The organism is Paenibacillus sp. URB8-2, assembly GCF_013393385.1.
GTDB lineage: Bacteria > Bacillota > Bacilli > Paenibacillales > Paenibacillaceae > Paenibacillus_AQ.
Genome location: NZ_AP023239.1, coordinates 4,140,484 through 4,166,226, shown reverse-complemented (window position 1 = coordinate 4,166,226; position 25,743 = coordinate 4,140,484). Strand labels below are relative to the sequence as shown.

Below are 25,743 nucleotides of genomic sequence, written 5' to 3'. Positions count from 1 at the left end.
TGCTGTCCTATTATCTGAATAAAAGGAGAATTTAATTATGGGAAAATATGCTGTTGTAAAAAAAGACTCATGTATTGCTTGCGGGTCTTGTGGTTCCATTGCACCGGATATTTTTGATTTCGATAGTGATGGTATTGCTGAAGTTATTTTTGAAGGTGACGATAATCGAGGAGTAACCGCAATTCCGGAAAATTTACAAGAAGAACTGCAAGAAGCCGCTGAAAGCTGTCCAACTGAATGTATCCAGCATGCTGAGGCCCCTTTTGCTTAAAAGATGATGCGAACGAAAGGATTAACCTTTCACGAAGCGCATCTTCTTCTAGAATGGTAAGATATGAATTTAAGAATATCGCTGTCTGTACCTGAAACTCTAAAGAAACAGGGGAGCAAGACCGAAACCAGCTACAGATATGGATGATATGATAAGGCGCGGAATATTCCGCGCCTTTTACCACTCTATTCGGATAAATTAGTTTCGGGTTTCATAATAAGAATTCGTTTCAACTAGCCCGATTGCTTTATTCCTTAAACTCTAATAACTTATCCTCTCGGATATTATTTATTATTCATCTCTACACGGCACTATCCATTCCCTTTATGTTCTGTTAGGAGCTTGATATTAGGATTTATTAAAGCGAAATATCATTAACTCCATGGATTCCTCAATCTTTCAACACAGTTTCCACATAAAATCCTCCTACAATGAAATTATCAACAAGAAAGCAACTTACCAAGGAGGTAAAAATAATGAATCTGTCATTGCTGTTGTTGTTAATTTGTCCGTTGATGATGGTCTCAATGATGTTTGGCATGAAGGGAAAGCATGGGCGTTCTGCACATTCCAAACAGTCAGAAACGGATTGGACGCTTCATGTAGACTATAATGAGCTGAAAGTGCAAAATGAAATGTTGAAAAAAGAAATTCAAAGTTTATCTAAATGACCTATATTTTTAAAGATGAGAGACACGATAGCTCGTCTGTAAAGGGTGCCGACCGGTTGCAGAACATCTAGATCCATTAACTAAGGAAGATGTTCGGTTAAGAACTCTTCCTTATACCAGGGTATCTTTTACGCTCTAAGCAGCTTGGCATTTATAGCTACTACAATAGTGCTAAAAGACATAAGTGCGGCCCCGACTGCCGGTCCCAAAACAATACCTGCTTTATAAAATAAGCCGGCTGCCAGCGGAATGGCAATTATATTATATCCAGTTGCCCACCAAAGATTTTGGATCATTTTCTGATAAGCCCTCCTGGATAGTTCAATAATTGAAACTACATCCTCAGGGTCGCTTCGAACCAACACAATATCCGCTGTTTCAATAGCGACATCCGTTCCTGCACCCACTGCTATACCCAAATCTGCTTTCGCCAATGCAGGGGCATCGTTAACACCATCTCCTGTCATAGCGACCTTAAGACCTTTGTGTTGGATCTCGGTAATTTTCTCGGCTTTCTCGTGAGGAAGAACTTCTGCATAGATTTCGTCTAAATGCAGACTTTCACCGACCCATTCTGCTACACGTTTATTATCACCGGTCAACATCATAGGTTTAATACCCGCAATATTTAGCTTGCTAATGGCGTCTTTGGCACTTTCTTTAACTCTATCCGCCAACGCGATCATGCCTGCAAATTCTTCATTAACTAAAATGAAAACTACGGTCTTTCCTTGAAGAGAAAGCATGTTATAGTCTTCAGAGGGATAGTCTATATCCTCGGATTTCATATAACCTGGGCTAACAACTTTTATATTCATTCCGTTGACAATACCCCTTAGCCCTTTTCCTGTCATCGCCTCGAAAGATTGCGGGTCATTAACTTTAAGATTTCGCCTTTTTACTTCTTCTGTAAATCCTTTCGAAATTGGATGTTCTGACTGTGATTCAAGAGAGCTGGCCAGACTGAGAATTTCACTCTCGGTAAACCTTTTGGCGGGCAATATCTCGGTAATGCCAAATTTACCTTCTGTTAGTGTTCCTGTTTTATCAAATACAACGGCATTTAGTTTGTGTGCTTCCTCGAAGGAGGTACGGTTGCGAATTAGAAGGCCTTTTTTAGCTGCTATAGAAGTGGTTGTAGAAACAACTAGTGGAATTGCCAATCCCAAGGCATGAGGACAAGCGATTATCATAACCGTAACCATACGTTCCAACGCAAAATTAAAACTATAACCCAGCATTAACCATACCACAAGAGTTACCAGACCAGCACTAAGAGCTATATAAAACAGCCATTTTGCAGCGCGATCAGATAAGTTTTGCGTTTTGGATTTTGACTCTTGAGCTTCTTTAACTAAAGAAATTACTTGTGAGAGATAGCCTTTTTCTCCGCTGTTAGTAACCGTTATAGTTAGAGCGCCTTCGCCATTAATAGATCCTCCAATGAGACGGTCTCCGGGATTTTTAACAATTGGCATGGATTCACCGGTCAGCATGGATTCATCAAGAGACGATTCTCCTTTTACGATAACGCCGTCGACCGGAACTCGCTCGCCGGGTTTAATCAAAATGGTTTGTTCTGCTTTTAACACCGATACACTCACTTCTTTGACGTCTCCCGTTTCCGTGATGAGGTGTGCTTCAGAAGGTATGAGCTTGACCAATGCCTCAAGTGCATCAGATGCGCCTAGGATGGATTTCATTTCCAACCAGTGTCCCAGTAGCATTATGTCTATTAGAGTCGCTAATTCCCAAAAGAAATCAACTTCAGTTAATCCCGTAAGAATTAATGAACTATAAAAATAAGCTACAACAATAGCTAGTGCAATTAATGTCATCATACCCGGGCTTTTTAGAGTCACTTCACGGTATGCGCCAACTAAAAAAGGTTTACCCCCAAAGAAGAACACGAACGAGGAAAGAAGAAACAGGAGAAATGTATCATAAGGAAAACGCCATGATACACCTAAAAACATTTGGATCATTGGGGATAAGAGCATAATGGGTATTGTAAACAATAGTGATATATAGAACCTCTTTCTAAAATCACCGACATGATGACCCGCATGCTTATCAACGCCATGTGTATGATGATTTTCAAGGCTTTCTTTAGGGTGATGACTATGATGCATTCCTTTCTGGTGATTATCATGCATGGGTTGACCAGGAGGATGTTCCATTTTTGAATGAAGCATATGGTGTTTGTGAGGGCCTTTATACATGTTTTTCCACCTCTCCTTTCAAATATAGAGAAAAAAAGATCAAGTAAATTATACCCAACTAGCCGCAGATTATAACTTTTCTGTAAGCCAATCTTAGCAGTTTGTTTATGCCCCATACTTTACTTCTGTGCAGAATTTTTAAAATGCAAAAGAACAAGGCTATTTTATGAAGGATCAAATTTTACCTGAATACCCCGCAGCTACGTACGGCGAAAATCTGTGCGAGGGAGCGCATCAACAGTATACTACTTGTCGTTCGTTTGGATATTGCTACTTTTCCGTGAAAAATTATGTTTTTGCCGTTCGGAAATCATAGACTCATCTTTAAACTAAATATGATCGATTTCTCCTCGACTGAGCTACTCTTCTAAGTTTCGGTATCATGACGATCCAGTAATTTGGCTGCGCCTTTTCACGCATAGGTCTCGCCAGACTCCTACCTGCAATGAATGGTTTTCTTCAGCTGATTCTCCTATTTGCTTCTCTTTTTTCTTAATTGCAAACATTTTGTGTCCACACTGTTTCTACATGGAATCTACATTATCCTATTTTACAATAAACCCACTTGAAGAAAAGGACAGCATGTTGAAATCACGAAAAAAGGAGAAAACCTGATGTCTATTTTACCAAAAAAGAATGAACTCGGATTTTTTGAGATTCGCCTGGAATCAATCGGTGGTCTGGGGGCGAATCTTGCGGGCAAAATGCTAGCGGAAGCCGGGGTGCTCGGGCTCGGTTTGAATGGCTCCAATTTCTCGTCTTACGGCTCCGAAAAGAAAGGTTCTCCGGTTAAGGCGTTCGTTCGTTTTTGCGAAGCTGATGTGGAAATTCGCGACCACAGCCCGATTGAGGAACCGCATGTTGTCGGAATCTTCCATGAAGCTCTTTACAAAACCGTCAATGTCGTAAACGGCGTGAAGCCTGACAGCATCGTACTCGTCAATACGACCCGTGATTTTGATGAAGTGAGACGCGATCTGAAGCTTGAATACGGTACGCTGGCGATCGTAGATGCGACAGGTATTGCGGTGGAAGAGAAGACGAAAGCCAATACCTCAATGCTGGGTGCGCTGTACCGAATTTGCGAATTTTTGAACCCAGATGGCATGAAGGACGTTATCCGCAAAACGTTTGAGAAGAAATACCCCCATTTGGTCGAACCGAATATCAACACCTTTAACCGTGGTTATAATGAAGTGAAGTTTAAGACGTACGAAGCTCCCGAAGGGGCGCAAGGCAAAACGTTCATCCGTTCGAAAACCGAATACGGTTACGAAACGCAAGAAATCGGCGGCGTACTGATCGCCCAAGCCAACACGATATTGAAAGACTTGAGTGGCTCCCGTCAAGGCTGGCTGCCTGAGTTCCATGAAGATAAATGCATCAGCTGCGCGGCTTGCGACAATGTTTGCCCTGACTTATGCTTTGTTTGGGAAGAAGCTCCCGACAAGAAAGGCCGTCCGCAAATGTTCCTGCGTGGCATTGATTATAAATACTGCAAAGGCTGTCTGAAATGCGTCGATGCATGCCCGACCCAAGCACTCACCGATCTACGCGAAGAAGTCGGTTATGCCGAAGCTCACACCGTAACGCAAAAATTTCCTTATACAGCAGGAGGGGTTAACTAATGGCTATTCTTGAGGAAAATCTGAACCAATTGCATGTTGCCGAACAGAAAGCCGTCTTCGAATCCGGCAACGAAATGGCGGCTACCGCTGCCGCTCAAATCAACTATCACCTGATGGGATACTTCCCCATTACGCCTTCTACGGAAGTTGCGCAATATTTGGACCAAATGAAAACCCGAGGTGAGCATAATATTCAACTCGTCGCTGCCGACGGGGAACACGGTTCCGCCGGTATTTGCTACGGCGCTGCCCTGACCGGCGCTCGCGTCATCAATGCGACGAGCTCACAAGGCTTGCTGTACATGCTCGAGCAGTTGCCGACCCAATCCGGCACCCGTTTCCCGATGGTACTCAATCTCGTAGCCCGCGCTGTCAGCGGTCCGCTCGATATCCGCGGCGATCATTCCGATTTGTATTACACGCTCAATACCGGCTGGGTAACGCTAATGGCTTCGACACCGCAGGCCGTTTACGATATGAACATTATGGCTTTGAAAATCGCCGAGCATTCCGACGTCCGCCTACCGGTCATTGTCTGCTACGACGGCTTTTTGACCTCTCACCAGAAGCGTAAAGTCATGTATTTTGCCGATCGTAAGGTCGTTCAGGATTTCGTTGGACCTGCTCCGGCAGGATTCCACAATGTGATCGACAAGAATCACCCCGTAACTGTTGGCGCGCACATGTTAGGCGACGATTTGATCAATGCCCATTTCCAGCAATCCGAAGCTCTATATAAAGCAGGTGAAGTTTTTCAGCAAGTGGCAAATGAATACGCACTGCTCTCCGGCCGTTCGTATTCACCGCTTGATTTGTACCGTATGGAAGACGCGGAAGTCGCTCTGTTTCTCATGAATTCCGCAGCTGAAACTGCGAAAGACACCGTCGACAAGCTGCGCAAGCAAGGGGTGAAAGCCGGCTTGATTCGTCCGAATATCATCCGTCCGTTCCCGGCGGAAGAGCTTCGCCAAGCACTTAAGAATGTCAAAGCGCTGCTTGTAGGCGAACTGGCGGACTCCTACGGCGCTCATGGCGGCAATATGACACATGAAATTCGCTCCGCTCTGCAGCTTGATAAAGACAACCAAACAATCGTTATGAGCCGTATCTTCGGTGTCGGCGGTAAAGATTTCTACCCGGACGAAGCGGAAGAGTTTTTAAAACTAGCGATCGCTGCCGCAGAGAAGGGCTATGCCGAGAAGCCGTTTGATTATTTTGGACATGTACCGGGCGAAGCGCAAGGCCGTCAGCAGCCAATCATTGAACCGATGACAGGCGAAGCTTATAAAACCGGTTTGATCAACGTAACGCAGGAAGAAGCGACAGGCAAGCTGAAGGTTAAGATTCCACCGCTTCGCGCGCTTACCGCGAAACCGAAGCGTTTTGCCTCGGGACACGGCGCATGCCCAGGCTGCGGCATCATTCCGGCGCTCGAACTGTTCTTCAAAGGCATCGAAGGCGATGTCGTAACTTTGTTCCAAACAGGCTGCGGATACGTAGTTACCACCGGTTATCCGAATACTTCACATAAGCAATCATTCGTTCACAACTTGTTCCAGAATGGCGCAGCTACCGTTTCCGGCATGGTTGAAGCCTTCCTTGAAAAGAAACGCCGCGGCGAAGTAAACATCGCCGACGATTTTACGTTCGTCATGGTAACGGGTGACGGAGGAATGGACATCGGCATGGGGCCGGCCATCGGTACCGCACTCCGAAACCACAAGATGATTATAATCGAGTATGACAATGAAGGTTATATGAACACCGGTTCCCAATTGTCCTATTCGACTCCGCTTGGCCACCAGACGTCTACTTCCGGCGTAGGCAAAGCACAAAAGGGTAAATCCGGCCACCATAAGGATACGGCGCAAATCCTGGCCGCAACGAACATTCCATACGTCTTCACCGGTACCGAAGCATTCCCACAGGACCTGATCCAGAAAGCCGCCAAAGCTCAATGGTATGCGCAAAACGAAGGCCTGGCTTACGGCAAGATTCTGATCTCCTGCCCGCTGAACTGGAAAGCCGAAGATCGTGCCGGCACAAAATTGGTAAAAGCGGCCGTAGACTCCTGCTTCTTCCCGCTGTACGAAGTGGAGAATGGAATCACGAATATCACCTATAATCCGGAAGCGAAAAACAACCGTGTGCCGGTCAGCGAATGGCTGAAAGGTATGGGTAAAACGAAGCACTTGCTGAAAGAAGAAGAACTCCTGAAATCGTTCGAGCAAGAAGTCGAACGCAGATGGAGAAGACTGAAAGCACGGCATGAAAACGAGGTTCTTTAAGGGATCGTAATTTGCACAAATACTTCGTTTCTTCAGTTTTTCCACATCGAATCCACACAACCTTTAATTATAATGGAATCATCAAAGAATAGGATATCAAAAATTAGGAGGTAGGAAATATGAACTGGTCTTGGTTGCTGCTTCCCTGATATGTCCCTTTATGATGATTCCTATGATGTTCATGATGATGAAGGGAAATTATTCGGATCATTCCCGGCACGATCCTCAGAAGAATTTCGCGGATGAGCTGGAGGAATTAAGAAGACGAATGATACGCTGCAGCAAAAACTGCTTGGTCTAAAAAATAACGCTTGAAACCGTATTGAAGGGAGGAATAAAACATAAGCTGCTGCGGAAACCATAACCATGGAAGCCAGAAACCAGGTCAGCAACAACACCAACACGGCGGAAAGCAACAATTTCATAAATGGATGATGATCATTTGCTGCGTTTTACCGATCATATTGGTTGCTTATTTGTTTTTACCCAATAGCGCTACGGGATTGGGGGGAAGCATTTTCCCATGGATTTTGATTCTCCTTTGGTCCGTTGTCTCATTTGTTGTTAATCCCTCTTATCATAAGGAAGAAAAAAAACAACATGGATAGTTGTAAGCTAGTTGTAATGATGTAAAATTTATGATATATAATAATTATACCCCGGTGTGGTATATAATAAGGCGATTAGTAATCGTTGAAATAGTATAAAATAAGGGAAGTGACTGGCGTCACTTCCCTTTAATGGAAATTTAATATACCCCCTAGGGGTATATGATAAGTTAGTAAAAAGTTACCACAAAGAGAGGGATCAGTGATGGATCAACAAGAATCGGTTACTCAAACGAAGTTTCAGCCTGAGGAAGCTTCCCAAAGCTTGATGCTTAACATTGAAGGAATGACTTGCGCGGCCTGTGCAGCGCGAATTGAAAAAGGTCTTTCCAAGATAGATGGTGTTCTTGAGGCCAACGTGAATTTTGCTGTGGAAAAGGCGAATGTAACCTTTGATCCGAACCGGGTCGACCAGAACGTGATTGAAAGGAAAATTAACGAAATCGGCTACAAGGTTCAGCACAGCAAAGTGGAGCTTGATCTGATTGGAATGACTTGCGCGGCGTGCGCCAACCGGATTGAGAAAGGGTTAAACAATCTTCCCGGCGTTACAGCCTCCGTCAATTTTGCTTTGGAGAGAGCCAGCGTTCGATACCAGGAAGGACAGGCGTCCATTGCGGACCTTATAGCCAGAGTGGAGTCGATTGGTTATAAAGCGAAGGTCCATGACAGCGGGAAGGGGCAGGAACAGAATAAGAATAACGAACTAAAACGTCAAAAACGCAGGTTTATCGTATCGGCCATTCTTTCGTTACCGCTGCTCTGGGCTATGGTTGCCCACTTCAATTGGGGACTATACGTACCTGAATTACTTTTGAATCCTTGGTTCCAATTTGCGCTGGCCACACCGGTTCAATTCATCATCGGCTGGCCCTTCTACAGAGGAGCCTATAAGGCATTGCGAAACGGCAGCGCCAATATGGATGTTCTTGTTGCATTAGGCACATCTGCAGCTTATTTCTACAGTATAGTGGAGATGCTGCGTTACGCCGGAATGAAAGGCCAGCACGAAGCGATGCCGGAGTTATACTTTGAAGTCAGCGCCATCTTGGTTACCTTGCTTATTTTAGGAAAATGGTTCGAGATGCTGGCTAAGGGCCGGACATCCGAAGCGATAAAAAAGCTGATGGGGCTCCAAGCCAAGACGGCAGCCGTTATCCGAAATGGTCAAGAAATGATCATACCTATCGATGAAGTGCTTTCAGGGGACTTTATCCGTGTCCGCCCCGGGGAGAAGATTCCGGTCGACGGTATTGTACAGGAAGGCGCTTCAGCCGTTGACGAATCGATGCTGACTGGAGAAAGCTTGCCAGTTGATAAGAAACCGGGAGATACCGTGATCGGTGCTACGATCAATAAGAATGGGAACTTGGTTTTTCAGGCAACAAAGGTTGGAAAGGAAACAGCTTTGGCCCAAATCATCAAGATAGTAGAAGAAGCCCAAGGCTCCAAAGCACCTATTCAGCGGCTAGCGGACAGCATATCCGGTATTTTTGTACCTATAGTGGTTGTCATCGCTGTCATCGTATTTCTCATATGGTACTTCATTGTGGATAAAGGTAATTTTACACAGGCATTCGAGAATGCCATCGCCGTACTCGTAATTGCTTGCCCATGCGCTCTCGGATTGGCAACACCAACCTCCATTATGGTAGGAACCGGAAAAGGGGCGGAGAACGGGATACTGATCAAGGGCGGAGAACATTTGGAAGCCGCTCACAAGCTTCAAACCATCGTCCTCGACAAAACCGGAACGATTACCAAAGGAAAGCCTGAGTTAACGGACATCGTGACGCTTCATCCTTGGTCACAAGCGGAATTGTTGAAATACGTAGCAAGTGCCGAGAAAGGTTCGGAGCATCCGCTGGCACAAGCCATTGTGAAAGCGGCCGAAGAACAAGGAATGTCTATCCTGATTCCGAACGATTTCGAAGCTATACCAGGCTTCGGCTTGCGGGCGGAAGTAGAGGGGAAAACGATTATGGTCGGTACCCGGAAACTAATGGCACAGCAAGGAATTGATATCCGTCAAATTGAAAGCGACATGGAGAAATGGGAAGGAGAAGGAAAAACAGCGATTCTGGTTGCCATTGACAATGCTCTTGCCGGTTTGGTGGCCGTTGCGGACACGGTGAAGGAAACATCCCGTCAAGCCGTATCACGTATGAAGAAACTGGGGCTTGAAGTAATCATGATTACCGGCGATAACCAGCGGACAGCCGCAGCCATTGCCAAACAAGTGGGCATTGACCATATTCGAGCGGAGGTCCTGCCTCAAGATAAAGCCAGCGAAATTCAGAAACTGAAAGACCAAGGCAAAAAGGTTGCTATGGTCGGCGACGGCATCAACGATGCACCGGCTCTGGCTCTCTCCGACGTGGGAATGGCGATTGGCACAGGTACAGATGTAGCCATTGAAGCTGCGGACATTACCCTGATGAGGGGAGATCTGAACAGCATTGTCGATGCCATTCAGCTTAGCCATAAAACGATGAGAAACATTAAGCAAAACCTGTTTTGGGCGTTTTTCTACAACTCGGTTGGAATTCCGGTTGCAGCCGCGGGGTTGTTAGCCCCTTGGGTGGCTGGCGCCGCTATGGCTTTCAGTTCGGTATCTGTCGTATTGAATGCGCTAAGACTCAAAAGGGTCAAACTCTAAGAATTCTCCTCTCATTGGGGATTTCTATAAATACAATTCATAAAGGAGAAGTGAAGAACATGGCCAATGCGGTATTGAAAGTAGACGGAATGTCCTGTAATCATTGTGTCCATTCCATTGATGGGGCAGTAAACAAACTTTCGGGAATCGAATGGGTAAAAGTCAATTTGAGGGATCAAGATGTAACCGTGGAATTTAAAGAATCAGAAGTAACTTTGGACCAAATTAAGGATACGATCGAAGAGCAAGGTTATGACGTTCTGTAAAAGGTATGGTGTGGGAGGAAGCGGATAGCTGTTTGCAGCTTATCCTGCTTCCTTTTTTTGCGCATCTTTATCCCACTATCGATCTTCTAAGTCATCTGAGTGTGCTTGAGAAGCGCCATTCCTTTTTAAGGCTGTCCTCTCCTCTGATGATTAGATTGATAGGTTCATGCTATATCCTTACTATACGCCATACCTGCCCGTAGAGCATGCTAAACGGTTAAGAAAGCTGATGAATAGCAAGATGGTTCTCGCATCCTCTTCTTTTGTTGAAATAACGGCCAGCACCTAACAGATCTTTTTGTCATGAGTGCTATAGTGAAGATATTCATGCCTCTATTGGTCGAGCATATCCCTGCGTTACCGATCCGTTTGATCAGACGAGGGATCTATCGGGAATAGCATAAGATATTCAACGTTTGATGAATGTAACTTAATTTCCCAATCTATTCAATGCCAGAAGATACCTGCTCTCTTTCATGGATCAGCACGGCTTCCTAACACCGAATCAGCATATCCGGCAGCGTAAGCTTGAAGTACAACATGTGAATTTCTATAGCCAACAATTGCTGGAATCGCTGGAGTGTATGACTTACAGCTAAGATTATTCGTCAGGTCGATGTAAGACCGACTACGCCCTTTTTTGTAAATGGACCTTGGTCTTGTCTAAACCGAGCCGTCGAACATTATGGAGAAGCAGTAATCAATGAATTGCAGATTACTCGCCGTTCAGGAACCGGCTAGCTTAAGTTGCGGTTACGAGTTTGTCTATTCCGGAAGAGGCCCTGACCAAATGAAACAGAACCGTTACCGAATAGGACGAATTGAAGCATTTTGGCACAGCCTGGATGAAAAGACCTGGAGAATGTCTCATGGAAGGATTATCTTATCGGGCTACAGCATCGTTTAGAGAAAAGAATCTTTGAAAAAGACTCGTGTCGGTTGAGAGCGGCGTGATCTGAAGCTGAGCTAGAAGGTTTAAGAAGTCTGCTGAGGGTTCTTGACCCGAAAAAGAAGCCAGTCCGAATAAGCGTAGTAGCATTTGGAAGACGTATAGAACGGCTCGATTATTATGTGACTATTGTACTGCAAAAATCGAAATTTGGCGATAAGTGGAAAGTGGTGTTTTTAAGATAGTTACTGTAATAAGCCATTTGCCCCTATAATTGGACCAGCGTTAATACAATACCGCCTAAGTGTTAATATATGTTGGAACTTCATTGGAAGTAGATGGATAAATATAAAGTGCACGAATTCGATCAGAAAGAGGTTTGGCGGTCGACTTGTTGAGACAGTCGAAGAAACACGTGGAAAAAGTACAAATCTCGAACTCGCGGTGGTTATTCAACCCAGTTAACTCCAATACCTCGTGAACATTTTGTAACAAACAATAAAGGAGCCGCGGAGGGCTCCTTTATACCGTATATCTGTTTACAACTCGAGTGCATCAATAAAATCTCTATCTAACTCCTTTAAAAGCCGATTTGATCCTTTTGAGTTCAATACTGCTGTAACAGAAGCATGCATTAAATCGGGAAGTTCTCTTCGGATAGAATCCGCATGATCCAGCACCTTAAATTCCATGATTCTAGGGGATGTATGATCCCGGATGACGACGCCGTTGCAAAAGTGGATTTCCCGATCCACAGATTTTTGCATAAGGATATTGCCTTTGGGAGTCATGAAAACTTCAACTACAGCAGATGGATAGATTACTCCGCAGAAGTTGGGATCATTCAGGTGAGTATTTAGGTCGTGCTTGATCTCATGCTTGGCTATTGGTTTGACAAATAATTTCTTTACTTCATTGTATTTTGCCAGATGGAAGAGAGTCTCCCTGTATCCTAAAGTCTCCAGTTTCGTTTGGTTGATATATGCTCGCAATGTTTGATTAATCAATTCCGAAATTTGATTATCGTCTCCTCTGCTCATTTCAAAAGCCTTATGAAGGAGAAGGGGATCTGCATTCAGGTCATCATAATCATTGGATTGACCGGTAATCATATTTTATCCCTCCAGTTTAGATTTGTTCTTATCGTAGAGTAAATTTGTAGAGAAACCATGTGGTTTTTGTGATAATCCCGTGAACGTGGCTACATATTTTTTACGATACAGTACATCGTCGTAATCTCTTCCCAAGTGGGCGTTTGCTTTCGTAAAGATGGTAGAAAGGGCTGAGCACGGGAACAAATCCAACCTCACATCTGGTCAAGGAATCCTTCATTTAGATCCAACAACTCGGCAGTTAGCGAATAAAATTAAAGGTCTTTAGCCATAGTCCGAGAGAATCGAACTTATCATTGTTGTAATTATGAAGATTACGACTTAAACGAATTTGTTGACGCTTATTACTCTCATTGAAACTGCCCGAGCAATAGAGCAGGGACGAGAATTTACGATGGTTACGGGTGAAATGTAAAAGCTTGCAGTGTAATCGGAGCAGTCCGCCCAATAAATTCGTTCCTTGATCGATTCTGTTTAATATACGACTAAAGATGCTTCGGAAGCCATGAGAGCTAGGCTTGAACAACTGGAAAGGGGAATTCAGGTCATTCATCAAGTAGGACATTACCAATGCCACCAGATCCCAATTACAGGCCAATGGAGAAATCTTTGGAATAGTAGGAACCAAGCTCCGTTCAGTGAGAATACGAAAGAGAGAATAGCTGTTTTTCAAGTATAGCCAGGTGTGTACGTAACAAAGGTCAAATCTGAGTACCCATTTTGGAGACTTGGATTTTTTTATTTTAATAAATATATTTGAACGCCAGGGCATTGCTGATAGAATCCATAATACATTGAAAAGATAAGGTATTAGCAAGTCCAAAGATGCAAGGAAAGTGAAATGACATTAAGGTAAGTACAATAAAAGAACAGGTCTCGGCTTAAGAACAGGCAAATTTGTTGGTCAAGCGTGGATAAAGAAGTGGATTCAATAATGAATTTCGAAGCGAGAGCCGGATATTAGGATGACCGGTCCTTTCAAGATCAACGTATTATCGAAAACCTGATGGCGCCATTGATCAGTGAGCTTGGAGGATATACAGTCAAAGTGTATTACGAAGAATAAGTTTGTTCAACTCCTTACTTTCCACATATTCTCTACATAGATTCAACAAAAAGAATGTGTATGATAAAAGCATAAAGAAACACAAGATATGGAGGGATTTACAATGTCAAAGAAGAGATTGCTGGTTGTCATAGCCGTACTAGGAACGTTACTGGTAGTAGGTCAAGTGGTGTGGGCGGCGAATAATGATTCGAAGAAGCAAGAACCGACTCAGGTGTCACAGGCCGAACATGCCCAGCACCACCCTACTGCACAAGCTTCAAAAGCAGATGCAAAGCAAACCTCTGAACAAGCTCCTCAAGGGAATATGCAGGATCAGATGAAGACAATGGGTAGTGGAAATATGGATGAAATGATGCAAATGATGCAAACCCCGGAAGGAAAGCAAATGATGGAAAAGTGCCTTGAGACGTTGAAACAACAGCCCGCGGCGAGCCAGTAAGAATGTAAGCTTGGCTTATGGCCGGACTTTAGAACGGGGCGAATTTTTCAGAGTGTGAGCCTGCTAGAAATCTATATACCCGGCGAAAAATAAATTGAGTTGAGCGATCATGCACAACCCACAAAGAAATAAATTCCAGTATAATAGTCTTCAATACGATGATTATTGGAGACGATACAAATGAGTGTACGAGTTGGTGTGGCAGAAGAACACAAAGCAGCAGCCATTCTGGAAATCAAAGCCGCGATGAAAATAAACAAAGATTTACGGATGCACGAAAGGTATCAGACGATCCTCCTGCTGTTACTTGGCGAATCCTACGAACGAATTTCCGAAGTGACAGGACGAACGGTTGCGACCTTATATAACTACAGCAAAGCTTACCGAGAGCAAGGGATGCAGGGGCTACAAATCGGACGTCCTCCAGGACGACATCGCTTGTTAACTGCTGAACAAGAGCAACAAGTGTATGAAGTGATAACGAATCAAACGCCCGAGGATCAAGGATTTCCTTCCCAGATGAACTGGACTTCTCCACTCGTTCGGAAATGGATCGAACAAAAGTGGAATATTCGGTATTCGGATCGAGGGACACGAGACCTTTTGTACCGTTTGAAGCTTAGCTTTACGAAGCCGACCTACACACTGGCTAAAGCAGACCCACAGAAACAAGAAGAATTCAAAGAACACTTTCAGGAGTTAAAAACTCCTCGCTGGGCGCATCGACCGGATTCTGTTTGAAGATGAGTCCATGATCCGGGATTACCAAGCGCTTTCTCGTACCTGGTTTCCCAAGGGGCAGCAAAAATCATTCCCACCTACGGCAAGCATTGGGGAGCGAAGCTGATCGGGACGCTGGATTATGAATCCGGCGAAGTGTTTTGCGTACAAGAAGAACAGTATACCGCCAAAGAATTCTTGTCCTTTCTGGAACGCGTCTTGGAAAAGTATGAAGGCGACCGAATCGTGATGATTTTGGACAATGCACGAATTCATCACGCAGACCTCATCCAGCCTTTTTTAAAAGAACATCAAGCCAAACTCACCTTGGTTTATTTGCCTCCGTATAGTCCGAATTTGAACATGATTGAAGAATTGTGGGGCTGGTTAAAATCATCCGTAATTCATAATGTCTTCTTCGACTCGGTACAAAAAATTCGCAAAGTTGTTCAAGGATTTATCCGTTTGATTAATGAAACGCCCGCTGCCACAGTTGAACGCTTATGTCTTCAATTCTAAATATTAAATGCCGAATATATAGCAGGTTTTTTTCTAACGAGTGCGGAGTTAATGAGATGCTTACACTAGCACGTTTATATACTGGAATTTTCTTTCATAAATGTAATTTACAGCTTTAAATCGATTGCATTACCGAGAAATTTGTCAGGTATTTTATTTGACTGGATATTCTGATCAGATTCTTTGCTTTTCTGGGTTATTCTAGGTTGTTTATTGTAGAATCTGCATGCATATTTTCCATTTTGCAATCACTTGACATACCTCTTGATCCTGACAAACTATTCATTCCTAACATGAACATTCCTCCTTGAAATTTGAGTTAAGTTTTGAGAAAAGATGATAGACCATTGATTTCATTTTTAGTGTAACAGTAAGATGTGTGGTTTATATGAGGTTTATATAAAGTTACTGGAAATTGGGAACTGAAAGAATAGGGCAGACGGCAGTTACATCCTGAAGCCAAGAGAAAAGAGGGCAAAACTACCCCGCAATTAACGTCAAAGAGTGTTCAGTTTCATAGGATGGGCAGTAGGATGATTAAAGATTGGATATGAAAGGACATACAGCTTCTGCGACATTCTGTGTTGTGGCCGTTACAGCCCCTAAGCCGCAAAACCAGAGAAAGAGAAGTAACCTATACCGAAAAACAAGCGGAGAACGCAAGACAGATCTATCAAAGCTACTCCTTGAGACGATAACCTCCCAACTTGCAGAAGATGAGCAAATTAATGGGGGCATTGGCGGATTGCTGCATAAGACAGTACCGAGACGCGTAGTGAAATCGCCGTGGTGTAACCCTTGGCATAGTTATGCAATTGATTTTGCTTCAATATTGACTGGTCTCGTTTCCTTGATGTAACTGGTATTGATACAATTACAATTGCCGGCATATGAGGAGTGAATTTATGAATAGTGAAATTTAGGATGCCAGCAATTCATCTCTTAAGGATAGCGCTGGCATCTTTTTTTGACGATTAATTTGCCGAGGGTAGAGGATCTTGTTTCTTTGAGAAGAAAGTAGGGCCCTTCCAGAGAAGATGCAGCATAATGGCGATATAAATGACGTAAACCACCAATTGAATAACAGTAGGGGCGGCGACATATCCCGTAAAGGCGTGAAGGAGTTTGCCCAACAGGCTTTCATCCTGGATAAAGCCGCTTAAATCCCAAGCGATGAGTTCATGGAGAGGAATGATTCCTAATTCTTGAAGTGCCATGGTAACATGGGATGCCAATCCCGCAGCAATTACAATAACCATGCTTCCAGTAATAAGGAAGAACATTCGAAGGTTTAGCCGAATGGTTGCTTTTACAATGAAAAAAGAGATCACAGCTGCCAATACCAAACCGATAAATGCACCAAACATGAGTCCGCTTCCTTCAGAAGATCCATTTACAGCCGAGAGAAATAAGGCAGTTTCAATACCTTCCCGGATAATCGTCACAAAGGCAAGGAAAACAAGTCCCCACATCTGATTTCTCTGTAGTGCAGAGACAATTTTGCTCTCCAAACTATTTTTAAGAGATCTGCTTTGTTTGTTCATCCAAATGACCATATAGGATAAAATGGCGATGGCGGCGCTAGCTACGATAATTTCAAATATTTCGGCATTTGTTCCTTCGAATTGAATGGAGAACAATTGGATAAGGTATGCCAATAATATACTGAGGCCAATGGCAACTCCCGATCCCCACCAAATATATTTTCGTTTATCACCTTGCCTCATTTTACTAAGAATTCCAATTAAAATACCTACAACTAAAAAAGCTTCGATTCCCTCTCGTAAGGTAATAAGTATGCCTGCAAACATGGTTCACCCTCCCGTAAATGATAATCAATATCAATGCTTGTGAGAATGGTAACATAGAATATCTACATTGAGTAGTGAAAAATTCGTGAAAATATTCTCAAATGTGACTTAAGCCATTCCTTGTTTGGGATTCAGGAACAATATAATGCATTTGCTCCGGATTTCGGAAGAAAAGAGACAAACTTAATGGAGGGTTACGGAGCCTACTGACAATCTTTATAACTTCTTCATAAGTCCTACATAAAACCTACACGTCTCTTAGGTAAGATATAAATCAAGGAGGCGGTAGAAAATGAAGAAAATATGGATCGTATTGGCAGCAGTTACCATGGTGTTTGCTCTGGGTACAGCGGTGTACGCCGCAACGGATAAAGACAAGGGCTTGCAAGAAATGCTCCCTCAGATGAAGCAAATGCATCCGGATGTTTCGGAGCAGCAGCTTCAGGAGATGTATAATAACTGCAAGAGCAATGGGAACGGTATGTCCGGCATGATGAATGGCGAAGCGGGCGGTATGATGGGGAACATGATGAATGGCTCCATGAAGAACATGATGAACAGTTCGACGGCTGTAAGTCAGTGAACATAACAACTTGATACTTAGAAGCAGACTCTCTGTTGACAAGAGAGTCTGCTTGCTTTATTCTGAGCGCAAAACTCGCAGGTAGGTGAAGCACATGGAGAACGTAAAAATTTTGGTCGTAGATGACGAGATGAATATACTGAATGTCATACGCGCTTACCTGGAAAAAAACGAATATCACGTTTATATAGCGGAAACAGGAGGAGCCGCACTGCGGCTACTTTCCCATTTGAAACCTGACCTTGTCATCCTGGACCTCATGCTGCCTGATGCATCGGGAGAAGATATTTGCCGGCAAATTCGCAAAGAATCGGATATCCCGATCATCATGTTGACAGCAAAAAGCCACGAAGACGATAAAATCAATGGACTCATGATTGGTGCGGATGACTATTTGGTCAAGCCATTCAGTCCGAGAGAGCTTGTAGCAAGAGTATTCACCTTATTGCGCAGAACCCGCTCCGGTACGGATCATAAGGAGCAGATGCTGCATTTTCTGGGGAAAAGACTGCAAATCGATCCTGAAAAGCATGAAATAACGTTAGATGGAGAGACGATTCCGCTTACCCCGATCGAATTTAAGCTTCTGCTTACTTTAGCGAGTCACCCCAAGAAAGCATTTAGCAGATTGGAGCTGGTAAACCTGATACAAGGATATGCATATGAAGGCTATGAACGTACAGTAGATGTGCATATCAAGAATTTGAGACAGAAGCTCGGTGACGATCCGAAAAATCCTACTTTTATTGCTACGGTATTCGGAGTCGGGTATCGGTTAACGGTGAATCCTGATGAAGCATGACGGTATCCGCAAGACGCTATTTCTTTCCCATGTCGGTGTGGCGCTCGTTTCCCTGATCGTCATCACGATATTGGTAAACGCAGCCGTATATTTATCTTTCGGCGGGTATGTCCGTAACCAGCAGAAAGCCGAAGCCGAGGCGATTGTGCAGGAACTTTCGACGGCATACTCGAATAAGGAAGGCTGGCCGAAGTCCGTTCTTATGGCCATTTCCCATCGGGCTATGCTGCAAAACTTCGTTGTCCGAATTACCGATTCTGATAACCGAAGGATATGGGATTCCTCTACCATGAACGGCCACATGCCAGGGTTGGAAACGGGAGGGGAGCCCGTGAGCGGCAGCTTGAAGAGCGAGTATCAAGTACCAATCAAGAAAGAGGGAGTATTCATCGGAACCGTTTGGTTGGGCTCGACAACCGGCATTTATCACGATCAGGAAAAATCATTTCTACTTCGGGTAAATGTATGGATATGGTTGGCTTTTATTGCCGTGATGATTGGCGTCTATGGATTCAGTAAGCGGCTGTCTTCCCAAATTAGTCGCCCTCTGCTTCAAATCAAGAAAGCGGCAAATCGAATGACAGAAGGAGACCTACAAGCGCGAGTTCGTTTGGAAAACGGCCAATCTGAAATTCGTGCGGTAGGAGACGCGCTCAATCATCTCGCAGAAAGTCTTCTAAAACAAAAGAAACTTCGCAAGACCATGACGGCTGACATTGCTCATGAGCTTCGTACACCGGTCGCCACAGTTAGAAGCCATATTGAAGCATTCCAAGACGGGATATGGGAACCCTCGCCAGATAAGCTGGAAATTTGTCATCTCCAAGTCATGCAGTTGGCTCATTTGATTCATGATCTTGAAAAACTGGCTGAAGCTGAAAATCCAATGATCCACTTACAAAAAGAAAAGATTAATTTGATCCCGATCATCCATGAGGCTCAAAGGACGGTTCAAGAGTTGGAAGTGAAGAAACAGATTCACTATATACCTCCTATGCAGGAGAAAGTGATCCTGACGGGGGATTATAGAAGACTCCTGCAAATCTTCATCAATTTGCTAAGCAATGCTTATAAATATACGCCCGAGAAGGGTACAGTGCAGGTTAAGGTAACAGAAGAATCTGAACACGCAACCATTATGATCCAGGATACAGGACTTGGCATTCTCCCGGATGAGCTTCCCTTTATATTCGAACGGTTTTACCGCGGCGAAAAGTCCAGAAACCGTAAGCTTGGCGGCGCCGGAATCGGGTTAGCTGTAGTGAAAGCGTTGGTGGAAGCGCATGGCGGCAGTATTTCTGCGGAAAGTATAGTCCAAGTAGGAACCGTTATTACGGTCCGGCTTCCCAAGTTTTAAACCCACCAAATTAAAAGGATACCTACAGTTGAAAAATCTAGAGTGAGCTCCAGCGTGATAGGATGGGTATGGATCCTTTTTTTGAAAAATAAGAAGAAGGACTTACCTCCGCTTTGGGGGCAAGTCCTTTAAATGCTACTCTGGTTTATTACCTGCTTTCGGATCGGCCATGAAATCACTCTTGTAATCCGTGTACAGCATGTGGGTGACCATGCCTGCGGAGGCGTGATGCAGATCATGGCAATGGAACATCCAATCTCCCGGATTATCGGCCTCGAAGGCGACCACGTATTCTTCGCCGGGATTCAGATTTAAGGTATCCTTCACAATAGGCGAACCCTCAAGTGGTTTGCCGTTTTTACTGAGAACTTGAAAGAAGTGACCGTGAAGGTGCATAGGATGAAGATCGGCTTTCGAGTTGTTAACCAGCTTAACCTTCACCTTATCGCCTTTCTTCACCTTGATGGCATCCGTGTTCGGGTATGTCTTTCCGTTGATGGAAAAGACTTGCTGGCCATTCTTTACCTCGGTGCCCAAATTCATGGTGTACTCCAAATCGTATTTTTGATCTAACGTGAACGAACCTTTGCCTGTCTGACCGTAACGGGTTAGATCGAAAAAGGGGAGATTAATAACCTCATCATTAGGCTGGTCTGTGTTCTCAGATGATCCTTCGTAAGCGATTTTAACCTTCATTCCTTTGACTCCGGGTTCGTTGCCGTGGGCCTCTAAGTACCATTGACCCGGATTGTTTGCTTCAAACTCAACATCATACCGCTCGCCCGGCGCAATGGATAAGAAAGAATCATTGAGCAGCTGCGGAGCATTAACCGGTTGACCATCCGTTGCGGTAACCTTCCATTCATGACCGTGCAAATGCAGGATGTGGGACTTGTAACCCGCATTAATCAGGCGAAGCCGTACTTTATCGCCCCGTTTAACCGTCAGATTGTCGATGGCTGTGCCGGTCTTGCCGTTGATGGTCAAGAGATCGTACATGTTCATATTATGCCCGGCGGCAGGCTCAGCAGCTTTCACATCGCTGCCATTTTCCGATTGGGGAACGTTGCTTGGAGACGGAGATGGGGAACTCATGTTCATTTTGCTATGATCCATAGTGTTCATATTCCCCATGTTCATATTGGCAGTACCTGTTGAATTCCATTCATCCAACAAGAGTGTATAATCGCGATCGATTTTATCTTCTTTTGCTTCCACAATGAATGCGCCATATAGGCCACGGTCGATTTGGTTCACGCTGTCCTGATGGGAATGATACCAGTAAGTTCCGGGTAGGTTTGCCGTAAATTCATAAGTAAAGGTGCTTCCAGGCTGGACGGCATTCTGGGTAACCCCAGGTATACCATCCATCGAGATTGGTACAGGAACGCCATGCCAATGGATCGAAACAGGCTCAGGCAGCTCGTTCTTTAGCGTGATTTTGACTTTGTCGCCTTGTTTGACTCGAATTTCCGGACCGGGTACCGAATTGTTGAAGGTCCACACCGGGAGCGTCTTGCCCGGCTCTACTTCCAAATTGCTTAGCTTTGCTGTCAGTGTGAATTCGGTTTGACGGATTGCACTCATCTTGACGGTTTTTGCGGCAGACTCACTAGCTTGGGGTGTTTCAGTGTTTGTCATGTTCATCTTAGAATGGTCCATGCCTTCCATAGTGTCTTTATTTTTGTCGGCACAACCGACAAGAATGATAGCAAGTAAGCCAACTGTAGTCACTGTTCCAATCAGATGTTTTCTCATAGTATCCCTTCACACCTCTTTTGTGTATTTATTCTAATATAATAATAAATAAAAAATGTGTAGAAAATGTGTGGTTGTAACGGGGAATGACCGTGGAACTCTTAGATAAATTAAACGAGTATTGTTTTAAAATGTGGACAGTCGAGGATAGGAGGGGGAAGTAATGTCGGCGTTGAAAGGTCTTGATGCGATTGTGGTTTAACCACAATATATTTTAGTCAATCGCTGATTTCGGTTTTGAGCCCAGAAAATGCACTTGTTTTGTAAAAACACAGATTCCACACATTATCCGTTTATAATGGATCGCATCTATGAAAGCTTCGAAAAATAAAAAATAGGAGGATATTCACATCATGAGAGTCATTTTGTTCCATATTGGAGATTTTCCTGTACGATCTTATGGACTTATTGTCGCTATTGCAATATTGCTTTCCGCATCCGTTGCCTATTATTTGGCAAGAGGGAGCGCATACCAAAAGCATATTTTTAATATGTTGACTTACGTTATTATAGGAGCTATCGTTGGGGCCCGGTTGTGGGAAGTTGTGTTTTTCCAAAGCGAATATTATTCAAAGCATTTGCCGGAGGTATTTGCTATCTGGAACGGCGGTCTCTCCATTCAAGGGGGACTGGTAGGTGGATTTATCGCGGGAGCAATCTATACTCGGATGAACAAGTTATCCTTTTGGGAATTTGCCGACCTATTGGCGCCAGCCATTGTTCTCGGACAGGCTATAGGCAGGATCGCATGCTTCTTGAACGGTGATGCATACGGAACCCCGACCAATTCCGGTTTTGGGCTTGTTTATCCGAAAGGCAGCATGGCATACGACGCATACGGATCCCAGCCTTTGTGGCCAGCGGAAATATTTGAGATGCAGTGGGATTTGATTGTTTTTGCAATACTGATTACATTAAGAAACAAGAAATGGACGAAAGGTTTCCATTTTATGGCCTACAATATACTGTATAGCTTCGGTAGATTCATGCTCGAGTTTCTGCGGGGGGATACCCCAAGATATGCTCTGGATTGGACAGCGGCCCAATGGACCAGCATGGCTATCATTACTGCGAGCATTGCCTTTTTGGTCTACGCTTTTTCAAACCGAAAATGGAGAGAGCGGGGGATAATTACGTAATTTACTTAAGTCTTCAGCGATTCGATTGACGTCACACCTTCATTAAAACAGTCCCACAACTGAAGCTCCAAGAACGCTAACCATGCACCAAACTCGACATGAGCCTTCGCTTTTCTTCGCACTATAGGTCGGATGTGGGGCTGCGTAATGCTCATGATTCGGTCTCCATCTGGGTGCTTACAGTTCTCGCACATCTGACGCTGCTGCCGATACAATTTCTGAATGACAAGCAGATCTTGATCCTGTTTACGCCGTAGTAGCGTCAGCGATTGTTGTTTTCTCGCTTGGATTCCTGCCCGATGTTGTTTGGATAAAGTCAAATATGCTTTATGTGCTTTCTAACAGTAGGTTCACGGCTACGGCTTTTTTTCCTAAACCGTCGACTGGTGCATTTAAGGTGGCGATGATGCCTTCCAGCTTCTCGAGGGCTTCTTTCAATTGGGTTGAAATCGTCGGGTAGGACACAACTGACAAATCACGTCATCCAGAAGGAGTACACTGGAATACGAGCTTACTTTGGATTACGATTTTGATATTTTAAATAAATTTTACTCTCTGTCCCTGAATCCTGAGGCTGATAAAACCGCATTTTTTTTATTTCAGTTGGGAGATATTCATTTTTATCCTTACCTGGGTTGTCAAAAGGGTATGAATAGGTCGTAGAGCCGTGCTTGATGTCCTTGGGGACATCAAATTGCCTATGGGTCCGAACCGTCTCCAGAGCGGAATTAATAGCCTTATAGACGCTATTAGATTTCGGGCTTTCGCAGAGATAAACTACAGCTTGTGCAAGCGCCAATCGACCCTCTGGCATCCCTACGAATTGTACCGCCTGTTGAGCTGCAATTGCCATCTGAAGACAATGCGGATTTGCCATCCCAACATCTTCAGAACTATGGACCACAATCCTTCTGGCGATGTAGATCGGGTCAACACCACTATCAATCAACCTGGCCAACCAATACAGTGCAGCGTTTGTCTGGGACCCTCTCATAGACTTAATGAAAGCAGAAGTCAGGTTATACATATCACTGGTATTAATGCCATTTAAACGAAATTGGAATGCTTCCTGTATGGCATTTAAATCAATTTCATTTGTATTATGGAGTGAGTAGGCAGCAACTTCAAGTGCGTTAAACGCTGCTCGTATATCTCCATTACATACATCTCCAATGTATGTTAATGCTTCTTCAGTTATAGTAAAATGATTTTTTCCGAGTCCTCGATCCATATCACTTAACGCTGATAAAATAACGCCCTTAACATCTTCTGGGGAAAGTACTGTCAATTGATAAATTCGGCATCGAGATACTAATGGCGGGATAATATCGTGAGTTATACTTTCTGTTGTACAGCCGATTAGTGTAATAACACCATTTTCAACATATGGCAATAGAGTTTCTTGTATGTTCCGCTTCATAGCGTGAATTTCATCAATAAAAGCGATTGTTTTCTTACCGTATAGTTTTCTTAAGTCTTGTGCTTGTTCAAAAGTCTCACGTAATTGAGCTATACCCAGTGAGACTGCATTAAGCTTGATAAATTCGGCGTTTGTAGTTTTGCTGATAATGGTAGCCAAACTAGTTTTACCGGAAGAAGGAGGGCCTTGCAAGATCATTGACGGGACTTGGTCAGTTTCAATCATATGACGAAGAGATTTTCCCTTGCCGACAACATGTTGCTGACCAATATATTCATCTAAAGTCCGAGGACGCATGCGCTCTGCAAGGGGGATGGTTACCGCATGTTCATTTTGCGAAAAATCAAACAGGTCCATTTTATGCCACCTTATCAGATAAATTTATCAGCATATTGTAACATAAAATGAACCTGTTATAAAATTTTATTTATTGAGGCTAAGAATTGAACAAAGAGCCATGAGGGATCAAGAAAAAAGTCCTCCTCACTAAGTCATTTGTGATGTCATCATTACTAATATCCTAAGTACTCAAGGGTATCATTGGGAATCTAATAGAATGAATTTCGCCAAATGAAACTGCATTTAATTTGAAGAACTTAGAAGAACTAAGATGTCTGCTAAGGCTCGCTAAGCTAGTTTTACCTAAGGAAGGAGGCCCTTAAAAAATTGATGAGAATTTTGTTATGCTCATTAAGGTTGCGCAAAAGTTTACATTTTATGGTGTTGTGTTATTTGTTACACTATTCTTTTCGTTCTTTTTGTTTTTTTCTTCGTTCACGCCATTGGGTTAGCGTTGACGTCTCGGAAGGTGTATCTGTATTTGTTGTAACTTGGTCGCGTTCATAGGGAAATAATGATTCCAAATTATTAAGATTAGACATAGCTTTTTTGTTTCGATCATTTGCATTTATCGAAATTTGATTGATTAATCCGTACTTTTGTTGAAATTCATCATTATAGCTGTGATGAGCCATTTCGAGGGTGAATTTCTCATACAAACTAAGGGTATTTTGTTGTTCTTTTACTGTATTCTTTATCTCGGAAAGTTCATTCGTTAACTCGCTTACTTGTAATCTTAGTTTTTGTTCTCTGGAGAGACTTTCATGAAGCATGACTTCGATAGGATTTAGATGCTCTAAAAGCTTGTTCATATTATGATGATACTTAAGAGTAATATCTGTTAAATTGGGAACCTCAATATCTAATGGCAATTCAGATAGTAAAGCCGACGGTATAGGTTCATTTGCACGATCGATGTATTTCTTGCCGTAACTCCCCCAAACGTCTTTACTGTAAGCGATAGGATACGTTTCTGGATCTTCCCTATGCTTCCGTTCAGTAAATCGAACCATGTGGGAGATTCGAATCAGACCGGAGAAGGGATGTGATTTTTTGTATTCATAGACCAGTTCTTGAAGGTTTTGTTCCGTTTCTTCATTTTTATATTTTGCTGGTCTTCCCATTTTGGGACTAGAGTTCGTTTGATTGGAATCCTTGTTCGTCATATATCTA

The 25,743-nt window shown here is 43.6% G+C and carries 19 protein-coding genes; 13 read left to right on the top strand and 6 right to left on the bottom strand.

Going from position 1 to position 25,743, the window contains the following annotated elements; genetic code table 11:
- Window positions 1-37: 37 nt before the first annotated feature.
- Both PUR_RS19210 and PUR_RS19205 read left to right on the top strand, forming a co-directional pair.
- Window positions 38-271: a ferredoxin gene (locus tag PUR_RS19210; RefSeq protein WP_179036630.1), complete on the top strand. Its 234-nt coding sequence runs from the start codon at window positions 38-40 to the stop codon at window positions 269-271.
- A gap of 476 nt (window positions 272-747) precedes the next feature.
- Window positions 748-942, top strand: coding sequence for a DUF2933 domain-containing protein (locus tag PUR_RS19205; protein WP_179036629.1), 195 nt, complete (start codon window positions 748-750; stop codon window positions 940-942).
- Between the two features lie 128 nt (window positions 943-1,070).
- On the opposite strand, the gene PUR_RS19200 is transcribed toward PUR_RS19205, so the two are convergent.
- Window positions 1,071-3,164: a copper-translocating P-type ATPase gene (locus PUR_RS19200; protein ID WP_232101569.1), complete on the bottom strand. Its 2,094-nt coding sequence runs from the start codon at window positions 3,162-3,164 to the stop codon at window positions 1,071-1,073.
- Between the two features lie 614 nt (window positions 3,165-3,778).
- Between PUR_RS19200 and PUR_RS19195 the strand changes: the two genes are divergently transcribed.
- The 4 genes from PUR_RS19195 (at window position 3,779) to copZ (ending at window position 10,613) form a co-directional block, all read left to right on the top strand.
- Window positions 3,779-4,792 carry a 2-oxoacid:acceptor oxidoreductase family protein gene (locus tag PUR_RS19195; RefSeq protein WP_179036628.1) on the top strand — a complete coding sequence of 338 codons (1,014 nt, stop codon included), beginning with the start codon at window positions 3,779-3,781 and terminating at the stop codon, window positions 4,790-4,792.
- Window positions 4,792-7,080 carry a thiamine pyrophosphate-dependent enzyme gene (locus PUR_RS19190; RefSeq protein WP_179036627.1) on the top strand — a complete coding sequence of 763 codons (2,289 nt, stop codon included), beginning with the start codon at window positions 4,792-4,794 and terminating at the stop codon, window positions 7,078-7,080. Before PUR_RS19195 ends, PUR_RS19190 begins: the two co-directional genes overlap by 1 nt.
- An 876-nt stretch (window positions 7,081-7,956) precedes the next feature.
- Window positions 7,957-10,347, top strand: a complete 2,391-nt coding sequence (locus tag PUR_RS19185) for a heavy metal translocating P-type ATPase (RefSeq protein ID WP_179037993.1) — start codon at window positions 7,957-7,959, stop codon at window positions 10,345-10,347.
- Window positions 10,348-10,406: 59 nt separating this feature from the next.
- The gene (copZ, locus tag PUR_RS19180) at window positions 10,407-10,613 is read left to right on the top strand and encodes a copper chaperone CopZ (RefSeq protein ID WP_179036626.1); all 207 of its coding nucleotides are present in this window, start codon (window positions 10,407-10,409) and stop codon (window positions 10,611-10,613) included.
- A 1,428-nt stretch (window positions 10,614-12,041) separates the two neighbouring features.
- Here the strand turns inward: copZ and PUR_RS19175 are convergent.
- The gene (locus PUR_RS19175) at window positions 12,042-12,614 is read right to left on the bottom strand and encodes a hypothetical protein (RefSeq protein ID WP_179036625.1); all 573 of its coding nucleotides are present in this window, start codon (window positions 12,612-12,614) and stop codon (window positions 12,042-12,044) included.
- A gap of 1,169 nt (window positions 12,615-13,783) precedes the next feature.
- Between PUR_RS19175 and PUR_RS19170 the strand changes: the two genes are divergently transcribed.
- The 3 genes from PUR_RS19170 (at window position 13,784) to PUR_RS26605 (ending at window position 15,361) form a co-directional block, all read left to right on the top strand.
- Window positions 13,784-14,122, top strand: coding sequence for a hypothetical protein (locus tag PUR_RS19170; RefSeq protein WP_179036624.1), 339 nt, complete (start codon window positions 13,784-13,786; stop codon window positions 14,120-14,122).
- 180 nt (window positions 14,123-14,302) lie between these two features.
- Window positions 14,303-14,863 (top strand): IS630 family transposase, encoded by a 561-nt coding sequence (locus PUR_RS26610; RefSeq protein ID WP_442953732.1) that lies wholly within the window; start codon window positions 14,303-14,305, stop codon window positions 14,861-14,863.
- A gap of 42 nt (window positions 14,864-14,905) precedes the next feature.
- Window positions 14,906-15,361, top strand: coding sequence for an IS630 family transposase (locus tag PUR_RS26605; protein WP_442953849.1), 456 nt, complete (start codon window positions 14,906-14,908; stop codon window positions 15,359-15,361).
- 974 nt (window positions 15,362-16,335) lie between these two features.
- On the opposite strand, the gene PUR_RS19160 is transcribed toward PUR_RS26605, so the two are convergent.
- On the bottom strand, window positions 16,336-17,172 hold the full coding sequence (locus PUR_RS19160; RefSeq protein WP_179036623.1) for an FTR1 family iron permease: 837 nt from the start codon (window positions 17,170-17,172) through the stop codon (window positions 16,336-16,338).
- 292 nt (window positions 17,173-17,464) lie between these two features.
- On the opposite strand from PUR_RS19160, the gene PUR_RS19155 reads away from it, so the two are divergent.
- From PUR_RS19155 to PUR_RS19145, 3 genes are all read left to right on the top strand, one after another.
- Entirely contained in the window at window positions 17,465-17,755 is a 291-nt protein-coding gene (locus tag PUR_RS19155; RefSeq protein WP_179036622.1) for an FAD/FMN-containing dehydrogenase, read from the top strand.
- A gap of 94 nt (window positions 17,756-17,849) precedes the next feature.
- Window positions 17,850-18,557, top strand: coding sequence for a response regulator transcription factor (locus PUR_RS19150; protein ID WP_179036621.1), 708 nt, complete (start codon window positions 17,850-17,852; stop codon window positions 18,555-18,557).
- The gene (locus tag PUR_RS19145) at window positions 18,547-19,914 is read left to right on the top strand and encodes a sensor histidine kinase (RefSeq protein ID WP_179036620.1); all 1,368 of its coding nucleotides are present in this window, start codon (window positions 18,547-18,549) and stop codon (window positions 19,912-19,914) included. The genes PUR_RS19150 and PUR_RS19145 overlap by 11 nt, the downstream gene beginning before the upstream one ends.
- A gap of 135 nt (window positions 19,915-20,049) precedes the next feature.
- Here PUR_RS19145 and PUR_RS19140 read toward each other — a convergent pair whose 3' ends face one another.
- A complete protein-coding gene (locus tag PUR_RS19140; RefSeq protein ID WP_179036619.1) occupies window positions 20,050-21,672 on the bottom strand; it encodes a multicopper oxidase family protein in 1,623 nt (540 codons plus the stop codon).
- 353 nt (window positions 21,673-22,025) lie between these two features.
- Between PUR_RS19140 and lgt the strand changes: the two genes are divergently transcribed.
- Window positions 22,026-22,811 carry a prolipoprotein diacylglyceryl transferase gene (lgt, locus tag PUR_RS19135; RefSeq protein WP_179036618.1) on the top strand — a complete coding sequence of 262 codons (786 nt, stop codon included), beginning with the start codon at window positions 22,026-22,028 and terminating at the stop codon, window positions 22,809-22,811.
- Window positions 22,812-23,322: 511 nt separating this feature from the next.
- Here lgt and PUR_RS19130 read toward each other — a convergent pair.
- Window positions 23,323-24,588, bottom strand: coding sequence for a replication-associated recombination protein A (locus tag PUR_RS19130; RefSeq protein WP_179036617.1), 1,266 nt, complete (start codon window positions 24,586-24,588; stop codon window positions 23,323-23,325).
- 383 nt (window positions 24,589-24,971) lie between these two features.
- A complete protein-coding gene (locus tag PUR_RS19125; protein ID WP_179036616.1) occupies window positions 24,972-25,736 on the bottom strand; it encodes a hypothetical protein in 765 nt (254 codons plus the stop codon).
- Window positions 25,737-25,743 lie beyond the last annotated feature (7 nt).

Bases quoted from the DNA above. Each gene is read 5' to 3' on its own strand.
- PUR_RS19210 (WP_179036630.1), top strand. From the start codon at position 38: ATGGGAAAATATGCTGTTGTAAAAAAAGACTCATGTATTGCTTGCGGG.
- PUR_RS19205 (WP_179036629.1), top strand. From the start codon at position 748: ATGAATCTGTCATTGCTGTTGTTGTTAATTTGTCCGTTGATGATGGTC.
- PUR_RS19200 (WP_232101569.1), bottom strand. From the start codon at position 3,164: ATGTATAAAGGCCCTCACAAACACCATATGCTTCATTCAAAAATGGAA.
- PUR_RS19195 (WP_179036628.1), top strand. From the start codon at position 3,779: ATGTCTATTTTACCAAAAAAGAATGAACTCGGATTTTTTGAGATTCGC.
- PUR_RS19190 (WP_179036627.1), top strand. From the start codon at position 4,792: ATGGCTATTCTTGAGGAAAATCTGAACCAATTGCATGTTGCCGAACAG.
- PUR_RS19185 (WP_179037993.1), top strand. From the start codon at position 7,957: ATGCTTAACATTGAAGGAATGACTTGCGCGGCCTGTGCAGCGCGAATT.
- copZ (WP_179036626.1), top strand. From the start codon at position 10,407: ATGGCCAATGCGGTATTGAAAGTAGACGGAATGTCCTGTAATCATTGT.
- PUR_RS19175 (WP_179036625.1), bottom strand. From the start codon at position 12,614: ATGATTACCGGTCAATCCAATGATTATGATGACCTGAATGCAGATCCC.
- PUR_RS19170 (WP_179036624.1), top strand. From the start codon at position 13,784: ATGTCAAAGAAGAGATTGCTGGTTGTCATAGCCGTACTAGGAACGTTA.
- PUR_RS26610 (WP_442953732.1), top strand. From the start codon at position 14,303: ATGAGTGTACGAGTTGGTGTGGCAGAAGAACACAAAGCAGCAGCCATT.
- PUR_RS19160 (WP_179036623.1), bottom strand. From the start codon at position 17,172: ATGTTTGCAGGCATACTTATTACCTTACGAGAGGGAATCGAAGCTTTT.
- PUR_RS19155 (WP_179036622.1), top strand. From the start codon at position 17,465: ATGAAGAAAATATGGATCGTATTGGCAGCAGTTACCATGGTGTTTGCT.
- PUR_RS19150 (WP_179036621.1), top strand. From the start codon at position 17,850: ATGGAGAACGTAAAAATTTTGGTCGTAGATGACGAGATGAATATACTG.
- PUR_RS19145 (WP_179036620.1), top strand. From the start codon at position 18,547: ATGAAGCATGACGGTATCCGCAAGACGCTATTTCTTTCCCATGTCGGT.
- PUR_RS19140 (WP_179036619.1), bottom strand. From the start codon at position 21,672: ATGAGAAAACATCTGATTGGAACAGTGACTACAGTTGGCTTACTTGCT.
- lgt (WP_179036618.1), top strand. From the start codon at position 22,026: ATGAGAGTCATTTTGTTCCATATTGGAGATTTTCCTGTACGATCTTAT.
- PUR_RS19130 (WP_179036617.1), bottom strand. From the start codon at position 24,588: ATGGACCTGTTTGATTTTTCGCAAAATGAACATGCGGTAACCATCCCC.
- PUR_RS19125 (WP_179036616.1), bottom strand. From the start codon at position 25,736: ATGACGAACAAGGATTCCAATCAAACGAACTCTAGTCCCAAAATGGGA.